This is a genomic window from Solwaraspora sp. WMMD791 (assembly GCF_029581195.1).
Classification (GTDB): domain Bacteria; phylum Actinomycetota; class Actinomycetes; order Mycobacteriales; family Micromonosporaceae; genus Micromonospora_E.
In genome coordinates, this window is sequence record NZ_CP120737.1 from 328,460 (window position 1) to 349,043 (window position 20,584).

The 20,584-nt window shown below is 71.2% G+C and carries 14 protein-coding genes; 6 read left to right on the forward strand and 8 right to left on the reverse strand.

What is annotated here, in order from left to right; all coding sequences use genetic code 11:
* Positions 1 to 48 precede the first annotated feature (48 nt).
* A complete protein-coding gene (locus O7623_RS01535; protein WP_282226769.1) occupies positions 49 to 627 on the reverse strand; it encodes a TetR/AcrR family transcriptional regulator in 579 nt (192 codons plus the stop codon).
* A 116-nt stretch (positions 628 to 743) separates the two neighbouring features.
* Here O7623_RS01535 and O7623_RS01540 point away from each other — a divergent pair, with 116 nt between their 5' ends.
* Complete coding sequence (locus O7623_RS01540; protein ID WP_282226770.1) at positions 744 to 1,388, forward strand: HAD family hydrolase; 645 nt, start codon at positions 744 to 746, stop codon at positions 1,386 to 1,388.
* A 127-nt stretch (positions 1,389 to 1,515) separates the two neighbouring features.
* Here O7623_RS01540 and O7623_RS01545 read toward each other — a convergent pair whose 3' ends face one another.
* Both O7623_RS01545 and O7623_RS01550 read right to left on the reverse strand, forming a co-directional pair.
* Positions 1,516 to 1,761, reverse strand: a complete 246-nt coding sequence (locus O7623_RS01545; RefSeq protein WP_282226771.1) for a DUF2630 family protein — start codon at positions 1,759 to 1,761, stop codon at positions 1,516 to 1,518.
* A 77-nt stretch (positions 1,762 to 1,838) separates the two neighbouring features.
* A complete protein-coding gene (locus tag O7623_RS01550; protein WP_282226772.1) occupies positions 1,839 to 4,634 on the reverse strand; it encodes an aconitate hydratase in 2,796 nt (931 codons plus the stop codon).
* A 200-nt stretch (positions 4,635 to 4,834) separates the two neighbouring features.
* Here O7623_RS01550 and O7623_RS01555 point away from each other — a divergent pair, with 200 nt between their 5' ends.
* The 3 genes from O7623_RS01555 (at position 4,835) to pulA (ending at position 11,715) form a co-directional block, all read left to right on the forward strand.
* On the forward strand, positions 4,835 to 5,224 hold the full coding sequence (locus O7623_RS01555) for a hypothetical protein (RefSeq protein WP_282226773.1): 390 nt from the start codon (positions 4,835 to 4,837) through the stop codon (positions 5,222 to 5,224).
* Between the two features lie 174 nt (positions 5,225 to 5,398).
* Entirely contained in the window at positions 5,399 to 6,061 is a 663-nt protein-coding gene (locus tag O7623_RS01560) for a hypothetical protein (protein ID WP_282226774.1), read from the forward strand.
* 149 nt (positions 6,062 to 6,210) lie between these two features.
* The gene (pulA, locus tag O7623_RS01565; protein ID WP_282226775.1) at positions 6,211 to 11,715 is read left to right on the forward strand and encodes a pullulanase-type alpha-1,6-glucosidase; all 5,505 of its coding nucleotides are present in this window, start codon (positions 6,211 to 6,213) and stop codon (positions 11,713 to 11,715) included.
* Between the two features lie 176 nt (positions 11,716 to 11,891).
* Here the strand turns inward: pulA and O7623_RS01570 are convergent, their stop codons facing one another.
* Positions 11,892 to 13,367: an aminopeptidase P family protein gene (locus O7623_RS01570; RefSeq protein WP_282229695.1), complete on the reverse strand. Its 1,476-nt coding sequence runs from the start codon at positions 13,365 to 13,367 to the stop codon at positions 11,892 to 11,894.
* Positions 13,368 to 13,541: 174 nt separating this feature from the next.
* Here O7623_RS01570 and asnB point away from each other — a divergent pair, with 174 nt between their 5' ends.
* Positions 13,542 to 15,539: an asparagine synthase (glutamine-hydrolyzing) gene (gene asnB, locus O7623_RS01575; RefSeq protein ID WP_282226776.1), complete on the forward strand. Its 1,998-nt coding sequence runs from the start codon at positions 13,542 to 13,544 to the stop codon at positions 15,537 to 15,539.
* 118 nt (positions 15,540 to 15,657) lie between these two features.
* On the opposite strand, the gene O7623_RS01580 is transcribed toward asnB, so the two are convergent.
* On the reverse strand, positions 15,658 to 16,728 hold the full coding sequence (locus O7623_RS01580; RefSeq protein WP_282229696.1) for a lytic polysaccharide monooxygenase: 1,071 nt from the start codon (positions 16,726 to 16,728) through the stop codon (positions 15,658 to 15,660).
* 410 nt (positions 16,729 to 17,138) lie between these two features.
* Between O7623_RS01580 and O7623_RS01585 the strand changes: the two genes are divergently transcribed.
* Positions 17,139 to 18,068, forward strand: a complete 930-nt coding sequence (locus O7623_RS01585; RefSeq protein WP_282226777.1) for a carbohydrate kinase — start codon at positions 17,139 to 17,141, stop codon at positions 18,066 to 18,068.
* Between the two features lie 87 nt (positions 18,069 to 18,155).
* Here O7623_RS01585 and O7623_RS01590 read toward each other — a convergent pair whose 3' ends face one another.
* The 3 genes from O7623_RS01590 to O7623_RS01600 are packed head-to-tail and all read right to left on the reverse strand — an operon-like array spanning position 18,156 to position 20,566.
* Complete coding sequence (locus tag O7623_RS01590; RefSeq protein ID WP_282226778.1) at positions 18,156 to 18,992, reverse strand: MBL fold metallo-hydrolase; 837 nt, start codon at positions 18,990 to 18,992, stop codon at positions 18,156 to 18,158.
* Positions 18,989 to 19,438: a hotdog domain-containing protein gene (locus O7623_RS01595; protein WP_282226779.1), complete on the reverse strand. Its 450-nt coding sequence runs from the start codon at positions 19,436 to 19,438 to the stop codon at positions 18,989 to 18,991. Before O7623_RS01595 ends, O7623_RS01590 begins: the two co-directional genes overlap by 4 nt.
* 6 nt (positions 19,439 to 19,444) lie before the next feature.
* Positions 19,445 to 20,566 carry a LacI family DNA-binding transcriptional regulator gene (locus O7623_RS01600; RefSeq protein ID WP_282226780.1) on the reverse strand — a complete coding sequence of 374 codons (1,122 nt, stop codon included), beginning with the start codon at positions 20,564 to 20,566 and terminating at the stop codon, positions 19,445 to 19,447.
* Between the last annotated feature and the right edge of the window lie 18 nt (positions 20,567 to 20,584).

Sequence of the window (20,584 nt, forward strand, 5' to 3'; positions counted from 1 at the left end):
GCCGTGTGGCCTCAGTGTGCGACAGCCGCGCCAGTCGGCCGCGACGACTCAGCGCCGGGGGCGGCGTACCGCCTCTTCGACCAGGTCGAGCACGGCACCCAGGTCACCGGCCGGTCGGCCCATCGCCAGGTGCAGCACCAGCCCGTCGTAGGCCAGCTCCAGGAACCGGGCCAGCACGTCGATCGGTACGTCGTCGCGCAGCACCCCGGCGTCGCGTTGCCGCCGCAGCCGGTCCCGGGTGGCCTCGGCGATCGCCGCCGACCGGGCCGTCCACCGGCGGGCGAAGTCGGGGTCGGTACGCAGCCGTCGGGACACTTCGAGCTGGCTGCCCAGCCAGCCGGCGGTGTCCGGCGCGGCGGAGCGGTGCAGCAGATCCCGCATGACCTGGACGAGGCCGTTGCGGGCCACCGTCTCGACCATGGCGGCCGCGTCGTCCTCGGCTACGGCGAGGAACAGGGAGTCCTTGTCCCGGAAGTGGTGGAAGATGGCTCCCCGGGACAGGCCGGTCGCCTCCTCCAGCCGCCGTACGGTGGCGCCCTCGTACCCGTGCCGGGCGAAGCAGACCCGCGCCGCGGCGAGGATCTCCTGGCGACGGGCATCGAGTTGGACCTGGCTCACCCGGGGCATGATGTGATCGTGTCAGGTGGGCCGACCTGGTGCAATCCGTACGTACGGCTTGTTAAGTCTACGGTTTAACACAGCGGGACTGTTCCGCGATACGTGCTGTCGCGTAAGGTGCGCCCGTGCCACTCCTGCTCCTGGATCTGGACAACACCCTGCTCGACCGGGCAGGGGCGTTCCGCGTGTGGGGTCAGGAGTTCCTGAACTCGATCGGCGCCCCGTACGACGACATCGACTGGCTGATATCCGTCGACGCCGACGGGTTGACCGACCGCTGGGACCTCGCCGACGCCATCCGTGACCGGTACCAGCTGCGGGTCTCGGTGGTCGACCTGGTGGAGGAACTGCACGACGGGGTGGTCGCGCACAGCCGGCTCGATCCGTTGGTCGCCTGCTCGCTGCGGATCGCCAAGGACGCCGGGTGGGTACCGGTCGTGGTCACCAACGGTGCGGTCCGCCAGCAGGAGGCGAAGATCCGCCGGACCGGGCTGGACCGTTACGTGGCGGACTGGGTGATCTCCGAGGCGGCCGGGGTCAGCAAACCCAACCCGAGGATCTTCGCGCTGGCCGCACAGAGCGTCCGGATGCGGCTGCGCGGGGCCTGGATGGTCGGCGACAGCCCGGAGGCCGACATCGGTGGTGCCGCGGCCACCGGGCTGCCCAGCGTCTGGCTGCACCGGGGCCGCAGCTGGCTCGACGACCGGTACGCGCCGACGCGTCAGGCGTCCGGCGTCATCCCGGCGGTCGCCGCCGTGCTCGCCGGCTGAGCCCGACCGGCGCTTCGGCTGAGCCCGGCCGGCGCTTGTGCTGAGCCCGGCCGGCGCTTGTGCTGAGCCCGGCCGGCGCTTGTGGCTGAGCCCGGCCGGCCGCATCGGAGGCGGCCGACCGCTGCGGTCACTGTAGGTAGCTCTCCACCTCGCCGGTCGGGCGGGGCTGGACCGCATCCGGGTCACCCCCGGACTCGCGGGCGGCCCTACGCCGCCGCAACAGGTCCCAGCACTGGTCGAGCGCCTCCTCCAGCGCGCCCAACCGGGCGTGCTCCTCGTCGGCGGACAGCTGCCCGGCGGTGTACCGGGTACGCAGTTCGTGCTCCTCGTCGACCAGTTGGCGGATGCGGGCCAGCAGCGTCCTGTCGTCCATGCCCCGAGCTTGGCACACCACGACGGTGGGCGGTGACCGGAACCCCGGTCACCGCCCACCGTCACCGCGTCGTCAGCTCAGCTGGCGAGCATCTTGCGCAGCACGTACTGCAGAATGCCGCCGTGCCGGTAGTAGTCGGCCTCGCCCGGGGTGTCGATGCGGACCACGGCGTCGAACTCGACCCCGGTGTCGGTCCGCACCGTCACGGTGCGCGGCGTGGCGCCGTCGTTGAGGGCGTCGACGCCGACGATGTCGATCGTCTCGGTCCCGGTGAGCCCGAGCGACGCCGCGTCCTGCCCGACCGGGTACTGCAGCGGCAGCACCCCCATGCCGATCAGGTTGGAGCGGTGGATCCGCTCGTAGGACTCGGCGATGACCGCCCGCACGCCGAGCAGCATGGTGCCCTTGGCTGCCCAGTCCCGCGACGAACCGGACCCGTACTCCTTGCCGGCCAGCACCACCAGCGGTACGCCGGCCTGCGCGTACGCCACCGAGGCGTCGTAGATGCTGGTCTGCTCCCCGGTCAGGTGGTTGACGGTGAACCCGCCCTCGACGCCCGGCACCAGTTGGTTGCGCAGCCGGATGTTGGCGAAGGTGCCACGGATCATGACTTCGTGGTTGCCGCGCCGCGACCCGTAGGAGTTGAACTCGTGCCGGGGTACGCCGTGCTCGGTGAGGTACCGGCCGGCGGGGGAGTCGGGCTTGATCGCCCCGGCCGGCGAGATGTGGTCCGTGGTCACCGAGTCGCCGAGCTTGGCCAGCACCCGGGCACCGGCGATGTCGGTCACCGGCTGCGGCGTCGGCGCCATGCCCTCGAAGTACGGGGGCTTGCGGACGTAGGTCGAATCGTCGGCCCAGGTGAAGGTGTCCCCGGTCGGGGTGGGCAGCGACTGCCACCGTTCGTCACCGGCGAACACGTCGGCGTACGCGGCGCCGAAGCCGGCTGCGCCGATCGCACCGGCCCGGACCTGCTCGATCTCGGCGTTGCTGGGCCAGATGTCGCGCAGGTACACCGGCTCGCCGTCGGATCCGGTGCCCAACGGCTCAGTGGCCAGGTCGATGTCCATCGTCCCGGCCAGGGCGTAGGCGACCACCAGCGGCGGCGAGGCCAGGTAGTTCATCTTGACGTCCGGGTTGATCCGGCCCTCGAAGTTGCGGTTGCCGGAGAGCACCGACACCACCGTCAGGTCGTGCTCGTTGACGGCGGCCGAGATCTCCTCGGGCAGTGGGCCGGAGTTGCCGATGCAGGTGGTGCAGCCGTAGCCGACCAGGTGGAAGCCGAGCTTCTCCAGGTACGGGGTGAGCCCGGCCCGCTCGTAGTAGTCCATGACGACCTTCGAGCCCGGTGCCAGGGTGGTCTTCACCCACGGCTTACGGGCAAGGCCCCGGTCGACGGCGTTGCGGGCCAGCAGCGCGGCGCCGAGCATCACCTGCGGGTTGGAGGTGTTGGTGCAGGAGGTGATCGCAGCGATCACCACCGCGCCGTGGTCGAGCTCGAACGAGGTGCCGTCGGCGCCGGTGACCGTGACCGGCTTGCTGGCCCGCCCGCCGGCACCGAGCGAGGCGCTGATCAGCTCGTGCGGCTTGTCGGCCGGGTCGTCGGCACCGTCGGCGGCCGGCGGGTCACTGGCCGGGAACGACTCGACGCTGGCCTCGTCGGCAGGACCGGCCACGGCCGGCGTCGGGTCGCTGGAGACGTAGTCGGTCAGTGCGGACCGGAACATCGTCTTGGCGCTGCCCAGCGGCACCCGGTCCTGCGGGCGCTTCGGCCCGGCCAGGGACGGCTCGATGGTCGACAGGTCGAGCTCGAGGCGCTCCGAGTAGTGCGGCTCGGCGGCCGGGTCGTGCCACAGGCCCTGTTCCTTGGCGTACGCCTCGACCAGGGCGACCTGGGCGTCGTCGCGCCCGGTGAGCCGCAGGTAGTTGATGGTCTCGGCGTCGATCGGGAAGATCGCGACGGTGGAGCCGTACTCGGGTGACATGTTGCCGATGGTGGCCCGGTTGGCCAGCGGTACGGCGCTGACGCCGGGGCCGTAGAACTCGACGAACTTGCCGACCACGCCGTGCTGGCGCAGCATCTCGGTGATGGTGAGCACCAGGTCGGTGGCGGTGGTGCCGGCGGGCGCCTCGCCGGAGAGCTTGAAGCCGACGACCCGGGGGATCAACATGCTGACCGGCTGGCCGAGCATCGCCGCCTCGGCCTCGATGCCGCCGACGCCCCAGCCGAGCACCCCGAGGCCGTTGACCATCGTGGTGTGCGAGTCGGTGCCGACGACGGTGTCCGGGTAGGCCTGCCCGTTGCGCTCCATGATCGTGCGGGCCAGGTACTCGATGTTGACCTGGTGCACGATGCCGGTGCCGGGCGGGACGACCTTGAACTCGTTGAACGCGGTCTGGCCCCAGCGCAGGAACTGGTAGCGCTCCTTGTTGCGGCCGTACTCCAGCTCGACGTTGCGGGCGAACGCGTCCTCGCGGCCGAACAGGTCGGCGATGACCGAGTGGTCGATGACCAACTCGGCCGGGGCGAGCGGGTTGACCTTGGTCGGGTCGCCGCCGAGGTCGCGGACGGCCTCCCGCATGGTGGCGAGATCGACCACGCAGGGGACGCCGGTGAAGTCCTGCATCAGGACCCGGGCCGGGGTGAACTGGATCTCCACGCTCGGTTCGGCGCCGGGATCCCAGGACCCGAGTGCCCGGATCTGCTCGGCGGTGACGTTGGCCCCGTCCTCGGTGCGGAGCAGATTCTCCAGCAGGATCTTCAGGCTGTACGGCAGGCGTTCGTGACCCGCCACGGTGTCGATCTTGAAAATCTCGTAGCTCGCGTCGGCGACGCGCAGCTGGCTCTTCGCACCGAAGGTGTCGAGGCTCGCCACGTCGGACTCCTTACCGCTGGTCCCTGGTCGTCCTGGCAGTCTTTCGTACGGATTACCGCGTCGTTCGGGTGAGGTAACACTTACCCCGACTGCGGATCGCAATAAAACCGTACGTCCGTCTTGCTACTGGCGCAACCCCGGCCCCCGGCCGGCCGCCGGGGAGGGTTTGCCGCAGGAGGCGGGTGGGCAGATGAGGTCGGGTGGACACCTCGACCGACCTGGACGCGCTGACCGACTTCTTCGACCGGTACGGGGCGGCCGTGACCGCTGGCGACATTCCTGAGTTGGCCGCCTGCTTCGCGTCGCCGGCGATGGTGGTCGCCGACACCTACAGCTTCTCCTTCTCGTCCCCGGCCGCGGTCGCGTTGTCGTTCGTCGGCGCGGCCGCCGACTACCAGGTGCGCCGGATCGTCGCCGCGCATACCCGCTTCCATGACGTTCGGCAGGTCAGCGCTGCCCTGGTGGCCGTCGAGGCCGAGTGGGAGTACCTCGACGCCGAAGGCCGGTCCGTGCCGGGTCGGCGATTCCACTACCTGTTGCGGGTCGGTCGCGATGGGGTGTGTATCTGTACTGTTACCCCACTCGACTAACTAATGAGTAACTAGCCCTTTTGCGTGCCGGGTCAGGATCGCTACTCTTCCGCGGGACGCTGTCGCGCTAAGGGGGTCAACGTGGACGGCAAGCACGCTTCTCGAGTCGTGTGGACGCCGTCGAACGTGATCGCAATGGCACCGTGGGTAGTTGTCCTGAGTGGACTGGCTGTCATGACGGTCATCTTCCTCGTGGCCGCCGGGTGCGTACCGATGCAGACGCGGGCGATCGGGGAGGCGCCGCCGCCGGTGAACGATCGACCGGCCCCCGAACCTGAACCCAGAGTGCCCGCCTCGCCGCCTGCGGTGAACACCGGTGGCCAGTTGGTCGCCGTCGCGCCACCGCCGTCCGGCGAGGCGATCCTCGCCCCCGCGCCGCCGTCGTCGACACCCCCCGCACCGCCCACACCGGACATGATGCCGTCGCCCACCGGTCCGGCCCTGGCCACCGTCCTGCCACCCGGCGTCACCGCGCCGGCGCGGACCACCCCGCCGGCGCCGCCGGCCAATCCCGACGTGATCGGCCAGTACCGGGTGCTGCAGCAGTTCGGCGACGCCTTCATTGCCGAGGTGCTGGTGGTGAACACCTCGCGGCGGGATCGTGACTGGACGGTCACGCTGAGGTTCCCGGACAACGTCGGCCGGCTGTACGCCGCCTGGGTCGAGGGTGCGCCGCAGGCGACGCTACGCCAGTCCGGCCGTGACTACGTCTTCACCAGTTCGGTCCCGGTCGCGGCCCGCTCGTCGGTGCCGCTGCGGTTCCACTTCCAGCGCCACGGCGGTGGTGCCACCCCGCAGCGGTGCGCCGCCAACGGCGCACCGTGCCAACTGCGCTGATCCGTCAACGGCGCACCCCACCGCACCCCGCTGCATCCCACGCACCGCACCGCACCCCACCTGTGCCTGCCCCACCATCAGCTTGCAAGATATTGCAGAATCTTGCAGCAAGAGCTAGCGTGCGCTCATCATCAACCGGAAGGCTGTCGATGGAAGCCGCACCCTGTCGTCCACGTGCGTCCCGCCTGACGCCGTACGCCCTCGCCGCCGTACTTGCCGGAACCCTGCTCGGCGTACCGTCGCCTGCCACTGCCACTGCCACTGCCACTGCCACCGCCGGCCAGGCCGTTCCGCCGGCGGTCGGCGCACCACAGTGGAGCGCCGAACCGTCGGCGGCGACCCTCGCCGCAGCCCCCGGCGACCGGGGCCGAGCCGAACAGTTCTACTTCCTGCTGCCCGACCGGTTCGCCAACGGCGATCGGCGCAACGACCGCGGCGGCCTGCGCGGTGACCGGCTCGTCACCGGTCACGACCCCACCGACAAGGGTTTCTACCAGGGCGGTGACCTGCAGGGCGTGATCGACAACCTGGACTACATCCAGGGCCTGGGCACCACCGCGATCTGGCTGGCCCCGGTCTTCGCCAACCGGCCGGTGCAGGGCAGCGGCGACGACGTCTCGGCCGGCTACCACGGCTACTGGATCACCGATTTCACCCGGGTCGACCCGCACTTCGGTAGCACCGCAGACCTCAAGCGGCTGGTCGACCTCGCTCACCGGCGCGGCATCAAGATCTACCTGGACGTCATCGTCAACCACACCGCCGACGTCATCTCCTACGCCGAGGACAACTACACCTACGTCGACAAGGCGACCGAGCCGTACCGGGACGCGCAGGGGCGCCCGTTCGAGGACCGCCACTACGCCGACGGCACCCGTGCCTTCCCCGACGTCGACACCGACGGGTTCCCGTACACTCCGGTCGTCGACCCCGCCGACGCCCGGGTCAAGGTCCCCGCCTGGCTCAACGACCCGACGATGTACCACAACCGGGGCGACAGCACCTTCGTCGGTGAGAACAGCGAGTACGGCGACTTCTTCGGCCTCGACGACCTGTGGACCGAACGCCCCGAGGTGGTCCGCGGCATGACGAAGATCTTCGCCGACTGGATCCGCGACACCGGGGTCGACGGCTACCGGCTGGACACCGTCAAGCACGTCAACCTCGACTTCTGGCCCCAGTTCAGCCGGGGCATCGACGCCGCCGCCGCCCGCGCCGGCAAACCCGACTTCTTCATGTTCGGCGAGGTCTACTCCGCCGACGCCGAGGTCACTTCGACCTACGTCCGTCGGGGCGGCCTGCCGGCCACCCTCGACTTCGGTTTCCAGGAGGCGGCCCGCTCGTACGTCGCGGCCGGTGGCTCCGCAGCCGACCTGGCCGACCTGTACGCCGACGACCCGCTGTACGCCGCCCGCGACACCGACGCCGGCCGGCTGCCCACCTTCCTCGGCAACCACGACATGGGGCGGATCGGCACCTTCGTCGCCGACGGCGGCACCGACCCCGCCAGCCACCTCCGTCGCGACCTGCTCGCTCACGAGCTGATGTTCCTCACCCGGGGCCAACCGGTGATCTACTCCGGAGACGAACAGGGCTTCACCGGCGCCGGCGGCGACAAGGACTCCCGGCAGACCATGTTCGCCTCCCAGGTCGCCGACTACCTCGACGACGATCTGCTCGGCACCGACCGCACCCACGCCGAGGACCAGTTCGACCGCCGTCACCCGCTCTACCGGGGCATCGCCGCACTCGGCAAGCTGCGCGCCGCCCACCCGGCGCTGCGCGACGGCATCCAGGTCACCCGGTACGCCGCCGACGGTCCCGGCGTGTTCGCCTTCTCCCGCATCGACCCGGCCGACCGCGTCGAGTACGTCGTCGCCGTCAACAACGCCACCACCGCCCAGCAGGTCACCGTCGACACCTGGTCACCCGGCACCACCTTCACCAGCGTCCACGGCCGGCACCGGCCGGTGCGCACCGACGCCGACGGGCGGATCACGGTCACCGTACCGGCGCTGTCGGCGATCGTGCACCGGGCCGGTGCCCCGATCCCGGCGCCAGCCGGCGCACCGACTGTCTCGATCGGCGCCCCCGCCGACGGCACCGCCGTCGCCACCCGGGCCGCCGTCACCGCCGAGGTGACCGGCGACCCGCTCGCCGAGGTCACCGTCGCCACCCGGATCGGCACCGGCCCGTGGACCCTGCTCGGTCGGGCCCGGCACGCCCCGTACCAGGTGCACCACGACCTCACCGGGTTGGCAGCCGGCACCCGGATCGAGTACAAGGCGGTGGTGCGTGACAGCAGACACCGGACCGCCACCGCCAGGGCCACCGCGCTGGTCGGCACCCCGCCGCAGGCCGCCGCCCGGGACTGGCTCGTCGTGCACTACCAGCGCACCGACGGCGACTACGCCGACTGGGGCCTGTACACCTGGGGCGACATCGACCCGGACTGGCAGACCACCTGGCCGGCCGGCCACCCGTTCGTCGGCGAGGACAGCTACGGCCGGTTCGCCTGGGTGAAACTCGCCCCCGGAGCGAAGTCGGTCGGTTTCCTGGTCGTCGACGCCGACGGAACGAAGGACGTCGACGTCGACCGGACCGTCGACGTTGGTGCCACCGGCGAGGTGTGGGTCAGACAGGGCGACCCCGCGCTCTACCCGACCCGCCGCGACGCCACCGGCGAGGCCGACCCGCCGGCCGACGACGGCGTCGCGGTGCTGCACTACCGCCGGGCCGACGGCGACTACACCGGCTGGGGGTTGCACGTCTGGGACGGCGCCGCCACCCCCACCGACTGGGCCGATCCGCTGCCGCCGGCGTCGCGGGACGACTTCGGCGTCACCTTCCGGGTGCCGCTGGTCGACGGCGCAACCGGGCTCAGCTACATCGTCCACCGGGGCGACGACAAGGACCTGCCGACCGACCAGCGCCTCGACTTCGCCGCCGTCGGACGTGAGGTGTGGCTGCTCGCCGGCGACCCCGACCGGCTGCTGCCGCCGGTCGCGACCATCGGCCGTGACCTGGACCTGACGACACAGCGGGCGCACTGGATCGACCGGTCCACCATCGCCTGGGCCACCGGACCGACCGACGGCAAACGCTACGACCTGGTCTGGGCCCCCGACGGCGGGCTGGCCGTCGACGGCGACTCGCTCACCGGCGACCACCGGTCCATCCTGCTGACCGCGCGACCCAACGGACTCACCGAGGAACAGCGCGCCAAGTTCCCGCACCTGTGGGCCTACCGCAGCTTCGGCATCGACCAGCGGGACCGGGACGAGGTCGCCGCCGCGCTGCGTGGCCAGGTCGTGGTCACCGAACGCGACCACGAGGGCAACCTACTGGCGGTCACCGGCGTACAGCTGCCCGGGGTGCTCGACGACGTGTACGCCGCAGCCACGACCGCCCCGCTCGGCGTCGGATTCACCGGCCGGCGGCCCACCCTGTCGGTCTGGGCGCCGACCGCCCGGACCGTCGCCCTGCAGTTGTACGACACCCCGACCGCCGCGCCCCGGACCGTGACGATGCGCCGCGACGACCGGACCGGGGTCTGGTCGGTACGCGGTGAACCGTCCTGGTACGGCCGCTACTACCGCTACCAGGTCGACGTCTGGCAGCCGGCCGCCGGGCGGATGGTGACCGCCTCGGTCACCGACCCGTACGCGGTGGCGCTGGCCGCCGACTCCACCCACGGCCTGATCGTCGACCTGGCCGACCCGGCACTCGCCCCGGCCGGCTGGGCGCGGCTGCGCAAACCGGCGGCAGTGCCGACCAGCCGTACCCAGATCCAGGAGGTGTCGGTCCGCGACTTCTCCATCGCCGACGACAGCGTCCCCGCCGGCCGGCGTGGTACGTACCTTGCGTTCACCGATGCGCGTACCGCGGGGATGCGGCACCTGCGGTCGCTGGCCGACGCCGGCGTCACCCACCTGCACCTGCTGCCGACCTTCGACTTCGCCACCATCCCCGAGCGCCGGGCCGACCAGGCGGCGCCGGACTGCGACCTGGCCGCGCTGCCGCCGGACTCGCCCCGCCAGCAGGAGTGCGTCGCCGCCGTCGCCGACGCCGACGGCTACAACTGGGGCTACGACCCGCTGCACTACACGGTCCCGGAGGGCGGCTACGCCACCGACCCCGACGGTGCCGCGCGTACCGTCGAGTTCCGCCGGATGGTCGCCGGGCTCAACGCCGCCGGGCTGCGGGTGGTGCTGGACGTGGTCTACAACCACACGTCGGCGGCTGGTGTGGACCGGCACTCGGTGCTCGACCAGATCGTGCCCGGCTACTACCACCGGCTGCTCGACGACGGGTCGATCGCCACCTCCACCTGCTGCGCCAACACCGCTCCGGAACACGCCATGATGGGCCGGCTGGTTGTCGACTCGGTCCTCACCTGGGCCAGGGCGTACAAAGTGGATGGCTTCCGGTTCGACCTGATGGGCCACCACCCGAAGGCGAACATCCTGGCGGTCCGGGCGGCGCTGGACAAGCTGACCGTCGCCCGCGACGGCGTGGACGGCCGCGCGATCCTGCTCTACGGCGAAGGCTGGGACTTCGGCGAGGTCGCCGGCGACGCCCGGTTCGTCCAGGCCACCCAGCTCAACATGGCCGGCACCGGGATCGGCACGTTCACCGACCGGCTGCGTGACGCGGTCCGCGGCGGCGGCCCGTTCGATGCCAACCCCCGTGTGCAGGGCTTCGCCAGCGGCCTGTTCACCGACCCCAACGGTGATCCGGTCAACGGCAGCCGTGCCGAGCAGGAGACCCGGTTGCGCCAGCAGCAGGACGTCATCAAGGTCGGCCTGACCGGCAACCTGGCCGGTTATGCGTTCACCAGCGCCACCGGGGACCGGGTGACCGGAGCGGACGTCGACTACAACGGTGCACCGGCCGGGTACACGGCGGCACCGGGGGAGGCGGTCAGTTACGTCGACGCCCACGACAACGAGATCCTCTACGACGCGCTGGCGTACAAGCTGCCCGCCGGCACCTCGGCCGCCGACCGCTCCCGCGCCCAGGTGCTCGCCCTGGCCACGGCCGTTCTGGCCCAGGGCACCGGGTTCGTCACCGCCGGCAGCGAACGGTTGCGGTCGAAGTCGCTGGACCGCAACTCGTACAACTCGGGGGACTGGTTCAACCAGATCCGCTGGGACTGTGCCGACGGCAACGGGTTCGGCGCCGGGCTGCCGCCGGCCGCCGACAACGCCGACAAGTGGCCGTACGCCGGCCCACTGCTGGCCGACCCGGCGCTGGTCCCGGACTGCGCCACGATCGGCCTGACCGCGGCCCGGTACGCCGAACTGCTGCGGATCCGTGCCTCGTCGCCGGTGTTCGCTCTGGAAACCGCCCGTGAGGTGCAGCAGCGGGTCAGTTTCCCGCTGGCCGGCCCTGCCGAAACGCCAGGGGTGATCACCATGCGGCTGCGTTCCGCCGGGCTGGACCAGCGGTGGCGGTCGGTGACGGTGGTCTTCAACGCGACGCCGCAGACCGTTCGGCAGCGGCTGCCCGAGCTGCGCCGGGCAACGGTGGAGCTGCACCCGGTGCTGCGGGATTCGGCCGACCCGGTGAGCCGTCAGGCCGCCTTCGACTCCTCGACCGGCACCTTCACTGTGCCGGCCCGGACCGTCGCGGTCTTCGTCCAACCCCGCTGACCCACGCCGCACCCCACGCCGCCCCTGCCCTTCTCCGCGATCTTGCACTTATCGATAGACGAAGCCGACAAATCCTCTCGATAACTGCAAGATCGTCGGGGCGGGGCGGGGCGGGGCGGGGCGGGGCCGGGCCGGGTTGGGAGCGGGTGCAGTCAGTCAGGGTCAGTCAGGGTCAGTCAGGGGAGGAGGGGGAGGCGGGGGCCGGCGTCGCGCTGGGCGGCCAACCAGGCTTCCACCTCGTCGGCCTGGCGGGGCAGCCCGGCCGACAGGTTCACCGCACCGGCGGCGGTGACCAGCACGTCGTCCTCGATCCGGATGCCGATGCCGCGCAGTTCCTCGGGCACCAGGTCGTCCTCCGGCTGGAAGTACAGGCCGGGCTCGACTGTCAACACGTACCCCTCGCCGAGTTCGCCGTCGCGGTAGCGCTCCTTGCGGGCCCGGGAGCAGTCGTGCACGTCGATGCCGAGCATGTGACCGAAGCCGTGCAGCGTCCACCGACGGTAGACAGTCGACTCGGACTCCATCGCCTCGTCCACGCTGACCGGCAGCACCCCCAGTTCCGCCAGGCCCTCGGCGAGCACCCGCATGCAGGTCTGGTGCACGTCGCTGAACTTCACCCCCGGCTTGATGAAGTCCATTCCGGCCTGCTGTGAGGCGTACACGATGTCGTAGACGTGCCGTTGCAGTGCGGTGAACCGCCCCGACACCGGCAGCGTACGGGTCACGTCGGCGGTGTAGAGGTGCTCGCCCTCCACGCCCATGTCCATCAGCAGCAGTTCACCCGGACGGGTGACGCCGTCGTTGCGGACCCAGTGCAGGATCGTCGCGTGCGCGCCGGCGCCGACGATCGACCCGTACCCGACGTCGTTGCCGTCGTGCCGGGCCCGCAGCGCGAAGATCCCCTCCAACAGCCGTTCGGCGACCGGCCGGTCGGCTGGCAGCACCCGGGCCACGTCCTCGAAACCGCGTACGGTGGCGTCGATCGCCGCCTGCAGCTGGGCGATCTCCCACTCGTCCTTGACCAGCTTCAACTCCGAGATCACCGCCGCCAGCTCACGGTCGCGGGCCCCGGCGTCGTCACCGCTGTCGTACGGCAGCACCGCCGCGTCCACCCGCGCGTCGAAGCCACGCAGCACCCGGGTCCGGCCGGGGGCGCAGCCGGCCAGCGCCGCCGGCAGCTCACTCAGCGGTGCCGTCGTCAGCCCCAGCTCGGTCGACTTCTCGGCCAGGGTGCGACGCCGGCCCACCCACAGCTCACCGTCGCGGCTGCGGAAGAACTCGTCGGTCTCCCGGGACGAGCGCTGCCGGGTGTACAGCACCGCGTCGTGGCCGCCTCCGGTCGGGTGCAGCACCAGCACACTGTCCGGATCATGGTCGCCGGTCAGGTACACGAAGTCGCTACCCGGGCGGAACGGGTAGTCGGTGTCGTTGGCCCGGACCTTCTCCACCCCGGTCGGCACGACCACGGTCTCGCCGGTGAACGCCGCCGACAGCGCCGCCCGGCGGCGGGCGTGGTGGGTGATCTCGGCGCGTGGCGTCAGCGGCAACGTGTCGTCGCGCCAGCCGGTCCGCATGAACTGCAGAAGCTTCTCGGGGAAATCCGGGTCGTGCGATTCGGTACGGGGCTGTTCGGCGACCACCTCGGCAGCCATCTCGGTCGGCGTACCCTCGACCGGGCCCATCACCGCGTCGGCGGCCGGGATCGCCGTCGGGTCCTCGGTCGGGGTCGCCGTCGGGTCGGCGGTCTGGTCCTGTGTCATCTGGTCCTCCCACGGTTGGGCGTACTCGACGGTACCGCGTGAGCGTCGCGTGGAAAGATGTCTGCCATGTGCGGACTCCTGGCCTTTTTCAGCGCTCGCGGTGACGCCGGCGCGCACCGCGACGCGATCGCCCACGCGTTGGAATGCCTGCACCACCGTGGCCCGGACGAGACCGGGGTCGAAGTGATCGGCGACCCGACCGGGCGGTGGGCGGACGCGGTCTTCGCACACAAGCGGCTGGCCATCATCGACGTGGCGTCCAGCCAGGAGCCGCTGGCCTACGCCGACGGCCGCTACCTGCTCACCTTCAACGGCGAGATCTACAACTACATCGAGCTTCGCGAGCAGTTGATCCGCGAGTTCGGCGCCCAGTTCGCCACCGCCGGCGACGGCGAGGTGATCGTCGCCGGATACCACTACTGGGGCGAGAAGGTGCTGCACAAGCTGCGCGGCATGTTCGCCTTCGTCATCTGGGACCGTCAGCAGCGCCGCGCCTTCGGCGCCCGGGACTACTTCGGCATCAAGCCGCTGCACTACCTGCAGACCCCGGACGGCATATACCTCGCCTCGGAGAAGAAGGCGCTGCTGCCGTTCTCGCCCGCCGCCAACGCCGGTGACGCCGGCGTCGACACCGCGAACCTGTCGCACTACCTGACCCTGCAGTACGTGCCGGAACCGCGCACCCTGCACCAGGGAATCAGCCGGATCGGCTCCGGGGAGTGCCTGACCTGGTCGGCGCCGGCGCTGGACCCGTCGGGTGCGTTGCCGGGCCCGGCCGGTGGGGTGCAGATCCGCCGCTGGTACCAGCCGATCTTCCGGCCGGCGCCGACACCGGACCCGCAGCGGCTCTACGACGAGATCCGCGAGACCCTGCGGGAGAGCGTCCGGATGCACATGCGGGCCGACGTACCGGTCGGGGCGTTCCTGTCCAGCGGCATCGACTCGACCGCTGTGGTGGCGCTGTCGCGGGAGTTCAACCCGAACATCCTGACCTTCACGGTCGGCTACGACGTGCCGGGCTACTCGGAGATCGAGGTCGCCCAGGACTCGGCCCGGCACCTCGGCGTCACCACCATCCCGACGAAGATCGGGCCGCAGGACATGATGGAGGCGTTGCCCCGCATCGTCTGGCACCTGGACGATCCGGTCGCCGACCCGGCGCTGGTGCCGCTGTACTTCGTCGCGAAGAAGGCCGCCGAGCACGTCACGGTGGTGCTCTCCGGCGAGGGCGCGGACGAGTTCTTCGGCGGCTACACCATCTACCGGGAACCGCTGTCGCTGGGCGCCGTGCACAGCTTGCCGGATCCGATGCAGAAGGGGCTGCGTGCGGTCTCCAAGGTGATCCCGCAGGGGGTCAAGGGCAAGAGCTTCCTGGAGCGTGGCACCACGCCGATCGAAGAGCGGTACTACGGCAACGCCCGGATGTTCACCGAGGAGGAGAAGCAGCACCTGCTGCGCCGTTACGACCCGTCGGTGCGCTACACCGACGTGACCGCGCCGATCTACGCCGAATGCGCCGAGCTCGACGACGTCACCAAAATGCAGTACGTCGACCTGTACACCTGGCTGCGCGGCGACATTCTGGTCAAGGCGGACCGGATCTCGATGGCACACTCGCTGGAGGTGCGGGTGCCGTTCCTGGACAAGGAGGTCTTCGACGTCGCGGCGAAGATCCCGGTGGAGCTGCGGCTGCCGCCACGGTCGGACGCCACCAAGTACGCGATGCGTCAGGCGCTGGCGACCGTGGTGCCACCGGCCATCGTCAACCGCCGTAAGCTCGGCTTCCCCACCCCGACCCGGGTCTGGCTGCGCGGCGAGATGTACGAGTGGGCCCGGCACATCTTCGCCACCTCCGGTGCCGGCGACCTGCTCGACCTGTCGTACGCGATGCGGCTGCTCGACGAGCACAAGCGGGAGGAAGCGGACCACTCCCGCAAGGTCTGGACCGTGCTGATCTTCTGCATCTGGCACGCGATCTTCGTGGAGCGGTCGCTGGACCCGGGCATCCAACGCAACCAGTCCGCCCTGCTGACCAAGCCGGTGGTCGGCTCGATGGTCGCCTGACCGCAGCGCCGCCGACCAACGGACGGTCCGTACCGGGGTCTGCGGGGGGTGACGCCGCGTGACGCGCCGGGGCCCGGCTGCTGGAGTGCAGCCGGGCCCCGGTTCTTGCGGTGTCGGATCAGGACGCCGAACAGGTCACTGCCGGTGTGCCGGACGTGCCGCTGGCGGTGAAGCCGAAGGTGGTGGAGGCGTTCGGAGCCAGCGTGCCGTTCCACGCCGCGTTGCGGACGGTGATGTTCGACCCGCTGACGGTGTGGGTGCCGCTCCAGACGCTGTTGATGGTGACCCCGCTGCCGAGGTTCCAGCTGGCGCTCCAGCCACCGATGCTGGAGGTGCCGTTGTTACGGACGGTCACCTCACCCTGGAAGCCGCCACTCCACGAGCTGACGGTCCGGTAGGTCGCCGAGCAACCGCCGGACGGAGCCGGGGTGGTGGGGTTCGGGCCGGGAGTGGTGGGGTTCGGGCCGGGGGTGGTCGGGTTCGGGCCGGGGGTGGTCGGGTTCGGGCCGGGAGTGGTGGGGTTCGGGCCCGGCGTGGCCGGGTTGCCCCGGATGCCGGTCACCTGGCCGTTGCCACCGTCGAAGACCACGTCCGAGCAGCCGTAGAAGTTCTCCTGGCTGTCCGAGCGCACCCAGTGCGAGTAGATGATGTGCTGGCCGCTCTTGTTGCTCGGCAGCCGGCCGCTGAAGTAGTAGTGGCCGTCGTTGGTGCCGACCGCGCCGCGCTGCGGCGGGTTGGTGACGGTCAGGAACGGGGTCTCCTCCAGGTCACTCCAGGCCAGCGGCCGGTTCGGGCTCCAGCTGTCCTTGGTGATGTAGAAGTAGAACGTGCCCGGGTGGTGCGCCCAGTTGCTGTACTTGAACTCCATGGTGGCGCCGGCGGTCAGGTGGGTCAGCGGCCAGTCGTTGCGGGCCAGGTTGTACCCCGAGAAGCCGGAGTTGCCACCGCTGCACAGCTGCCCGTCCGGGATGAACCCGGCCTTGCGGCCGGCCGCGTCCGAGCGCAGCACGCTGAACCAGTTGTACAGCGAGTTCGCGCCACTCTGGTTGACCGCGGCGGCGCAGGCCTGGTTGGTGGGGCGAATCTGACCGGTCTGGTCGAGGCCGTCCACCCAGCACAGGTAGGTCCGGCTGCCCGGTGTCATCGCGGCACCGTGTGCGGAGGCCGCGTTGGGGGTCACCACGGTCAGTAGACCGGCGGCGAGCGCGGAGGCGGCGGCGACTACCGCCACTCTGCGAAGAGCTTTCACCGAGAACTCCTTTGTAAAACCAGTCCGCGAGGAAAAGTGCACACCTGCGGACACGGTGATGGGGTCCGACGTATGCCAAACGCCCGAACATGAGGTGCGCGGCATCGGGGTCGGCCGTGCCTGGGCACGGCAGGGACTCCCATGCCGTCCGATGGACGTGTGCGCGCTCGCGTAGCTCCCGGCGAGTCCGAACAACGGCGCGTCAGCCCCCACGCCGCTGCGGGTAATCGATATCCCATCACACATCGACGAGAAGCGCAATAGTTCACCCTCGATGTCCGCCCGCGCTGCAGCAGACCACTGGTGAGCTGGGAGAATCCCTCACGGCAGTCGGCAACTGGAGGAGAATCATGCGGTACGCGGTGGTGCTCGGCGAGGCACTGATCGACCTGCTCGACGGCGAATGCGACGGCGAGCCCGTCTACCGTCAGGTCATCGGCGGCGCGCCGCTGAACGTGGCGGTCGGCGTCGCCCGGCTCGGCGGGACCGTCGAGTTCGCCGGGGCGCTCGGCGACGACGCGCTCGCCGAGCGGATCCGCCGATTCCTGCGTACCGCCGGGGTCGGCGACCGTGCCCTGACCACCGTCGCCGCGCCGACCACCCTGGCCGTGGCCACCTTCACCGGTGCCGAGCCCGACTTCCGCTTCTACGGCGACCCTCCCTCGTACGGCCTGCTCGACCCGGCCCACCTCGACGCGCGCCTGATCGCCGACGCGACCGTGCTCTACTGCGGCTCGATCGCACTGCTGACCGAGCCGACCCTGACCGCCGCCCGGCAGGCCTGGGCCGGCACCGGCGGGCTGCGGGTCTTCGACCCGAACGTCCGGCCCCGACTGCTGCCCGACGCCGCGTCGCTGGCGGCGTACCGGCAGGTCGTGGCCGGCTTCGCGGCAACCGCCGACCTGGTCAAGCTCAGCGCCGCCGACGCCGAGGTGCTCTACGACGGGGCGGACCCGGTGGCCGCCGCCGCGCTGCTGCACGACCTCGGCACCGCGACGGTGGTGGTGACCAGGGGCGCGGCCGGCGCGCTGGTCAGCGCCGGCGGCGACGTGGCGACCATCGACGCGCCGACGGTCGCCGCGGTCGACGCCACCGGCGCCGGTGACTCGGTGATGGGTGCCCTGATCGCCGAACTGCTCGACACCGGGATGCCGGCCGACACCGCCGGCTGGGCCGACCGCGTCGGTTTCGCCCTGCGGGTCGCCGGCCTGGTCTGCGAGTCGCCCGGCGGCGCGGTCGCCATGCCGACCCGGGCCGCCGTCGCCGCCCGGTTCAGCTGACCACCCATCCTCGATGATCTTGCAGTTATCGAGAAGATTTCTCTGATTTGTCCAACAATAAGTGCAAGATCGCGGTGAGTCACCGGCTCAGGTGCGGTTCGCCAGTTCCGCGTAGCCCCGGGTGACCGCGACGGTCGCGGTCGCCACGTCGAACGGTGCCTGGGCGGCCACCCGGTCGACCGGGGCGCCGTCGGCGTGGCCGTCGCGGATCAGCCACTCCAGCGCCACGAGTTCGGCGTGCTGGGCCCGGACGAACCCCGTGTCGACGCATGCCCCGTGCCCGGGCACCACCACGCTCGACGGCCCGAGTCGGCGCAGCACCGCCGCGAGCGTGTCCGGCCACTCCAACGGGTAGCCGTCGTCGAACGACGGCGGTGCCCCCTGCTCGACCAGGTCGCCAGCGACCAGCAGGTCCGCGTCGACGACCCGCACCACCAGGTCACCGATGGTGTGACCGCGCCCCGGATGCCACAGCTCGACCACCCGGTCACCCAGGTCCAGCGTCGCGCTGCGGGTCACCGTACGGTCCGGGGGACGGACCACGACGTCGCGCAGCTGCGCGGCGAGTCGCGGGTCGTCGTCGGCCATTTCCCGGTACGCCTCGTCACGGACCACCTCGACCGGGCGGCGCAGCAACCGGGCCGCCTCCTGATGTGCCCACACCGGTGCGGGCGGGTCACCGGCGACCACCTCGTTGCCGAAGCAGTGGTCGAAGTGGTGGTGGGTGTTCACCACCGACCACGGCAGGTCGGTGACCCGGCGGGCCGCCGTGACCAGCGCGGCGGCCTCGGCCGGCGTACTGCCGGTGTCGACGATCACGGCGGCGGCACCGCCGACGATCAACGTCGAGTTGACGTCGAGGCGTTCCCGGCGGAGCACGTACACCCGGTCGCCGACCTCGACGAGGTCACCGCCGCCGGTCACAGGGCCCGGCCCCCGGTCGGATCGTCCCCGGACCGGGGCGTCGGCGTCCGGTCGAACGCCCGCTCGACGAAGCGGTGCCGGTCCACCAGCATCCGCTCGATGCGGCCCTGGGCGACGGTCGTGCCGCCTTCGGTGACCACCACGTCGAAGACCAGCCGTCGGCCGTCGACCTCGGCGAGGCGGGCCATCGCGGCCACCGCCCGGCCGACCGGTGTCGGGGCGCGGTGGTCCAGCTCGACGCGGGTGCCGACGGTCGTCATCCCGGTCGGCAGCGCGGCGGCGGTGGCGGCGACCGTCGCCGCCTCGGCCAGCGCGAGCAGCCGGGGGGTGCCGAGGACCGGTACGTCGCCGGAGCCGACTGCCTGGGCGGTGTCGGAATCGGTCACGGTCAGCTCCACCCGGGCGGTCGCGCCCAGCGTGAACCTGGTCTCCGGCGTCTGTCCCATGGCTCCTCAGCCTAGGTCCTCCACCGGTGCCGGAGCATGCAGGTCGACGGTCGGGCCGGTCGCGTCGGCGCCGGCGATGTCGCCTCCGGCCGGCCCGGTGCCGCCTCCGGCGGGTCCGGTGTCGCCGGCGGTGCTCTGCCGGACCACCATCGTGAACGGCGGCTGTACGTCGTACGGTGGCCGCACCGGCCGCTGCTCGATCCGGTCGACCAGGCGCCGCACCGCCAGCCGCGCGATCGCTGCCTTGTCCGGCGCGATGCTGGTCAGGCTGGGACTGGTGTACCGACCTTCCTCGATGTCGTCGATGCCGACCACCGCGATGTCGTGCGGGATGCGCCGGCCGGCGTCCAGGGCGGCCCGCATCGCGCCGATCGCGATCAGGTCGTTGTAGGCGAAGACCGCGTCCGGGGGCTCGGCGTGGGCGAGCAGCGCCCGCATCGCGGCGTGACCGTCGGCTCGGCCGAACCGGTCGGTGACCGCGATCAGTTCCGGTCGGGCGGCCAGCCCGGCGGCGGCGAGCGCCTGGCGGTAGCCGTCCAGCCGCAGCTGCGCCGACTGCCGGTCGTCGTGGCCGTGGGCACCGATGAAGGCGATCCGGCGACGGCCGAGCGCGATCAGGTGGGCCACCGCCTCCCGGCTGGCCGCGACGTTGTCGATGGCGATGTGGTCGTGCCGCACGTCGGTGACGCCCTCACCGATGAGGACCAGCGGAAGGGCGCTGCGCCTGGCGAGCACCTCGGCGCGGCCGATGCGCACCGGGCTGAGGATCAACCCGTCGACCACGTTGCGGCGGGAGCCGCCGAGCAGCGCCAACTCCGTGTCGCGGACAGCGTCGGTGCTCTCCACGACCAGGGTGTAGCCGAGCGCGGCGGCCTCCCGGATCGCGATCTCGGCCAGTTCTGCGAAGTACGGGTTGGTCAGCTCGGGAATGGCCAGCGCGATCAGCCCGGTGCGGCCGCGCCGCAGGTGCCGGGCGCTGAGGTTCGGAGTGTAGCCGAGCTCGTCGATGGCCCGCTGCACCCGGCGTCGGGTGGCCTCCGCGACGGGTCGGTAGCCGTTGACCACGTTGGAGACGGTGGCCAACGAGACGCCGGCATGTTCGGCGATGCTCCGCAGACTGACGCCCATCCAGTGATCCTGGCACAT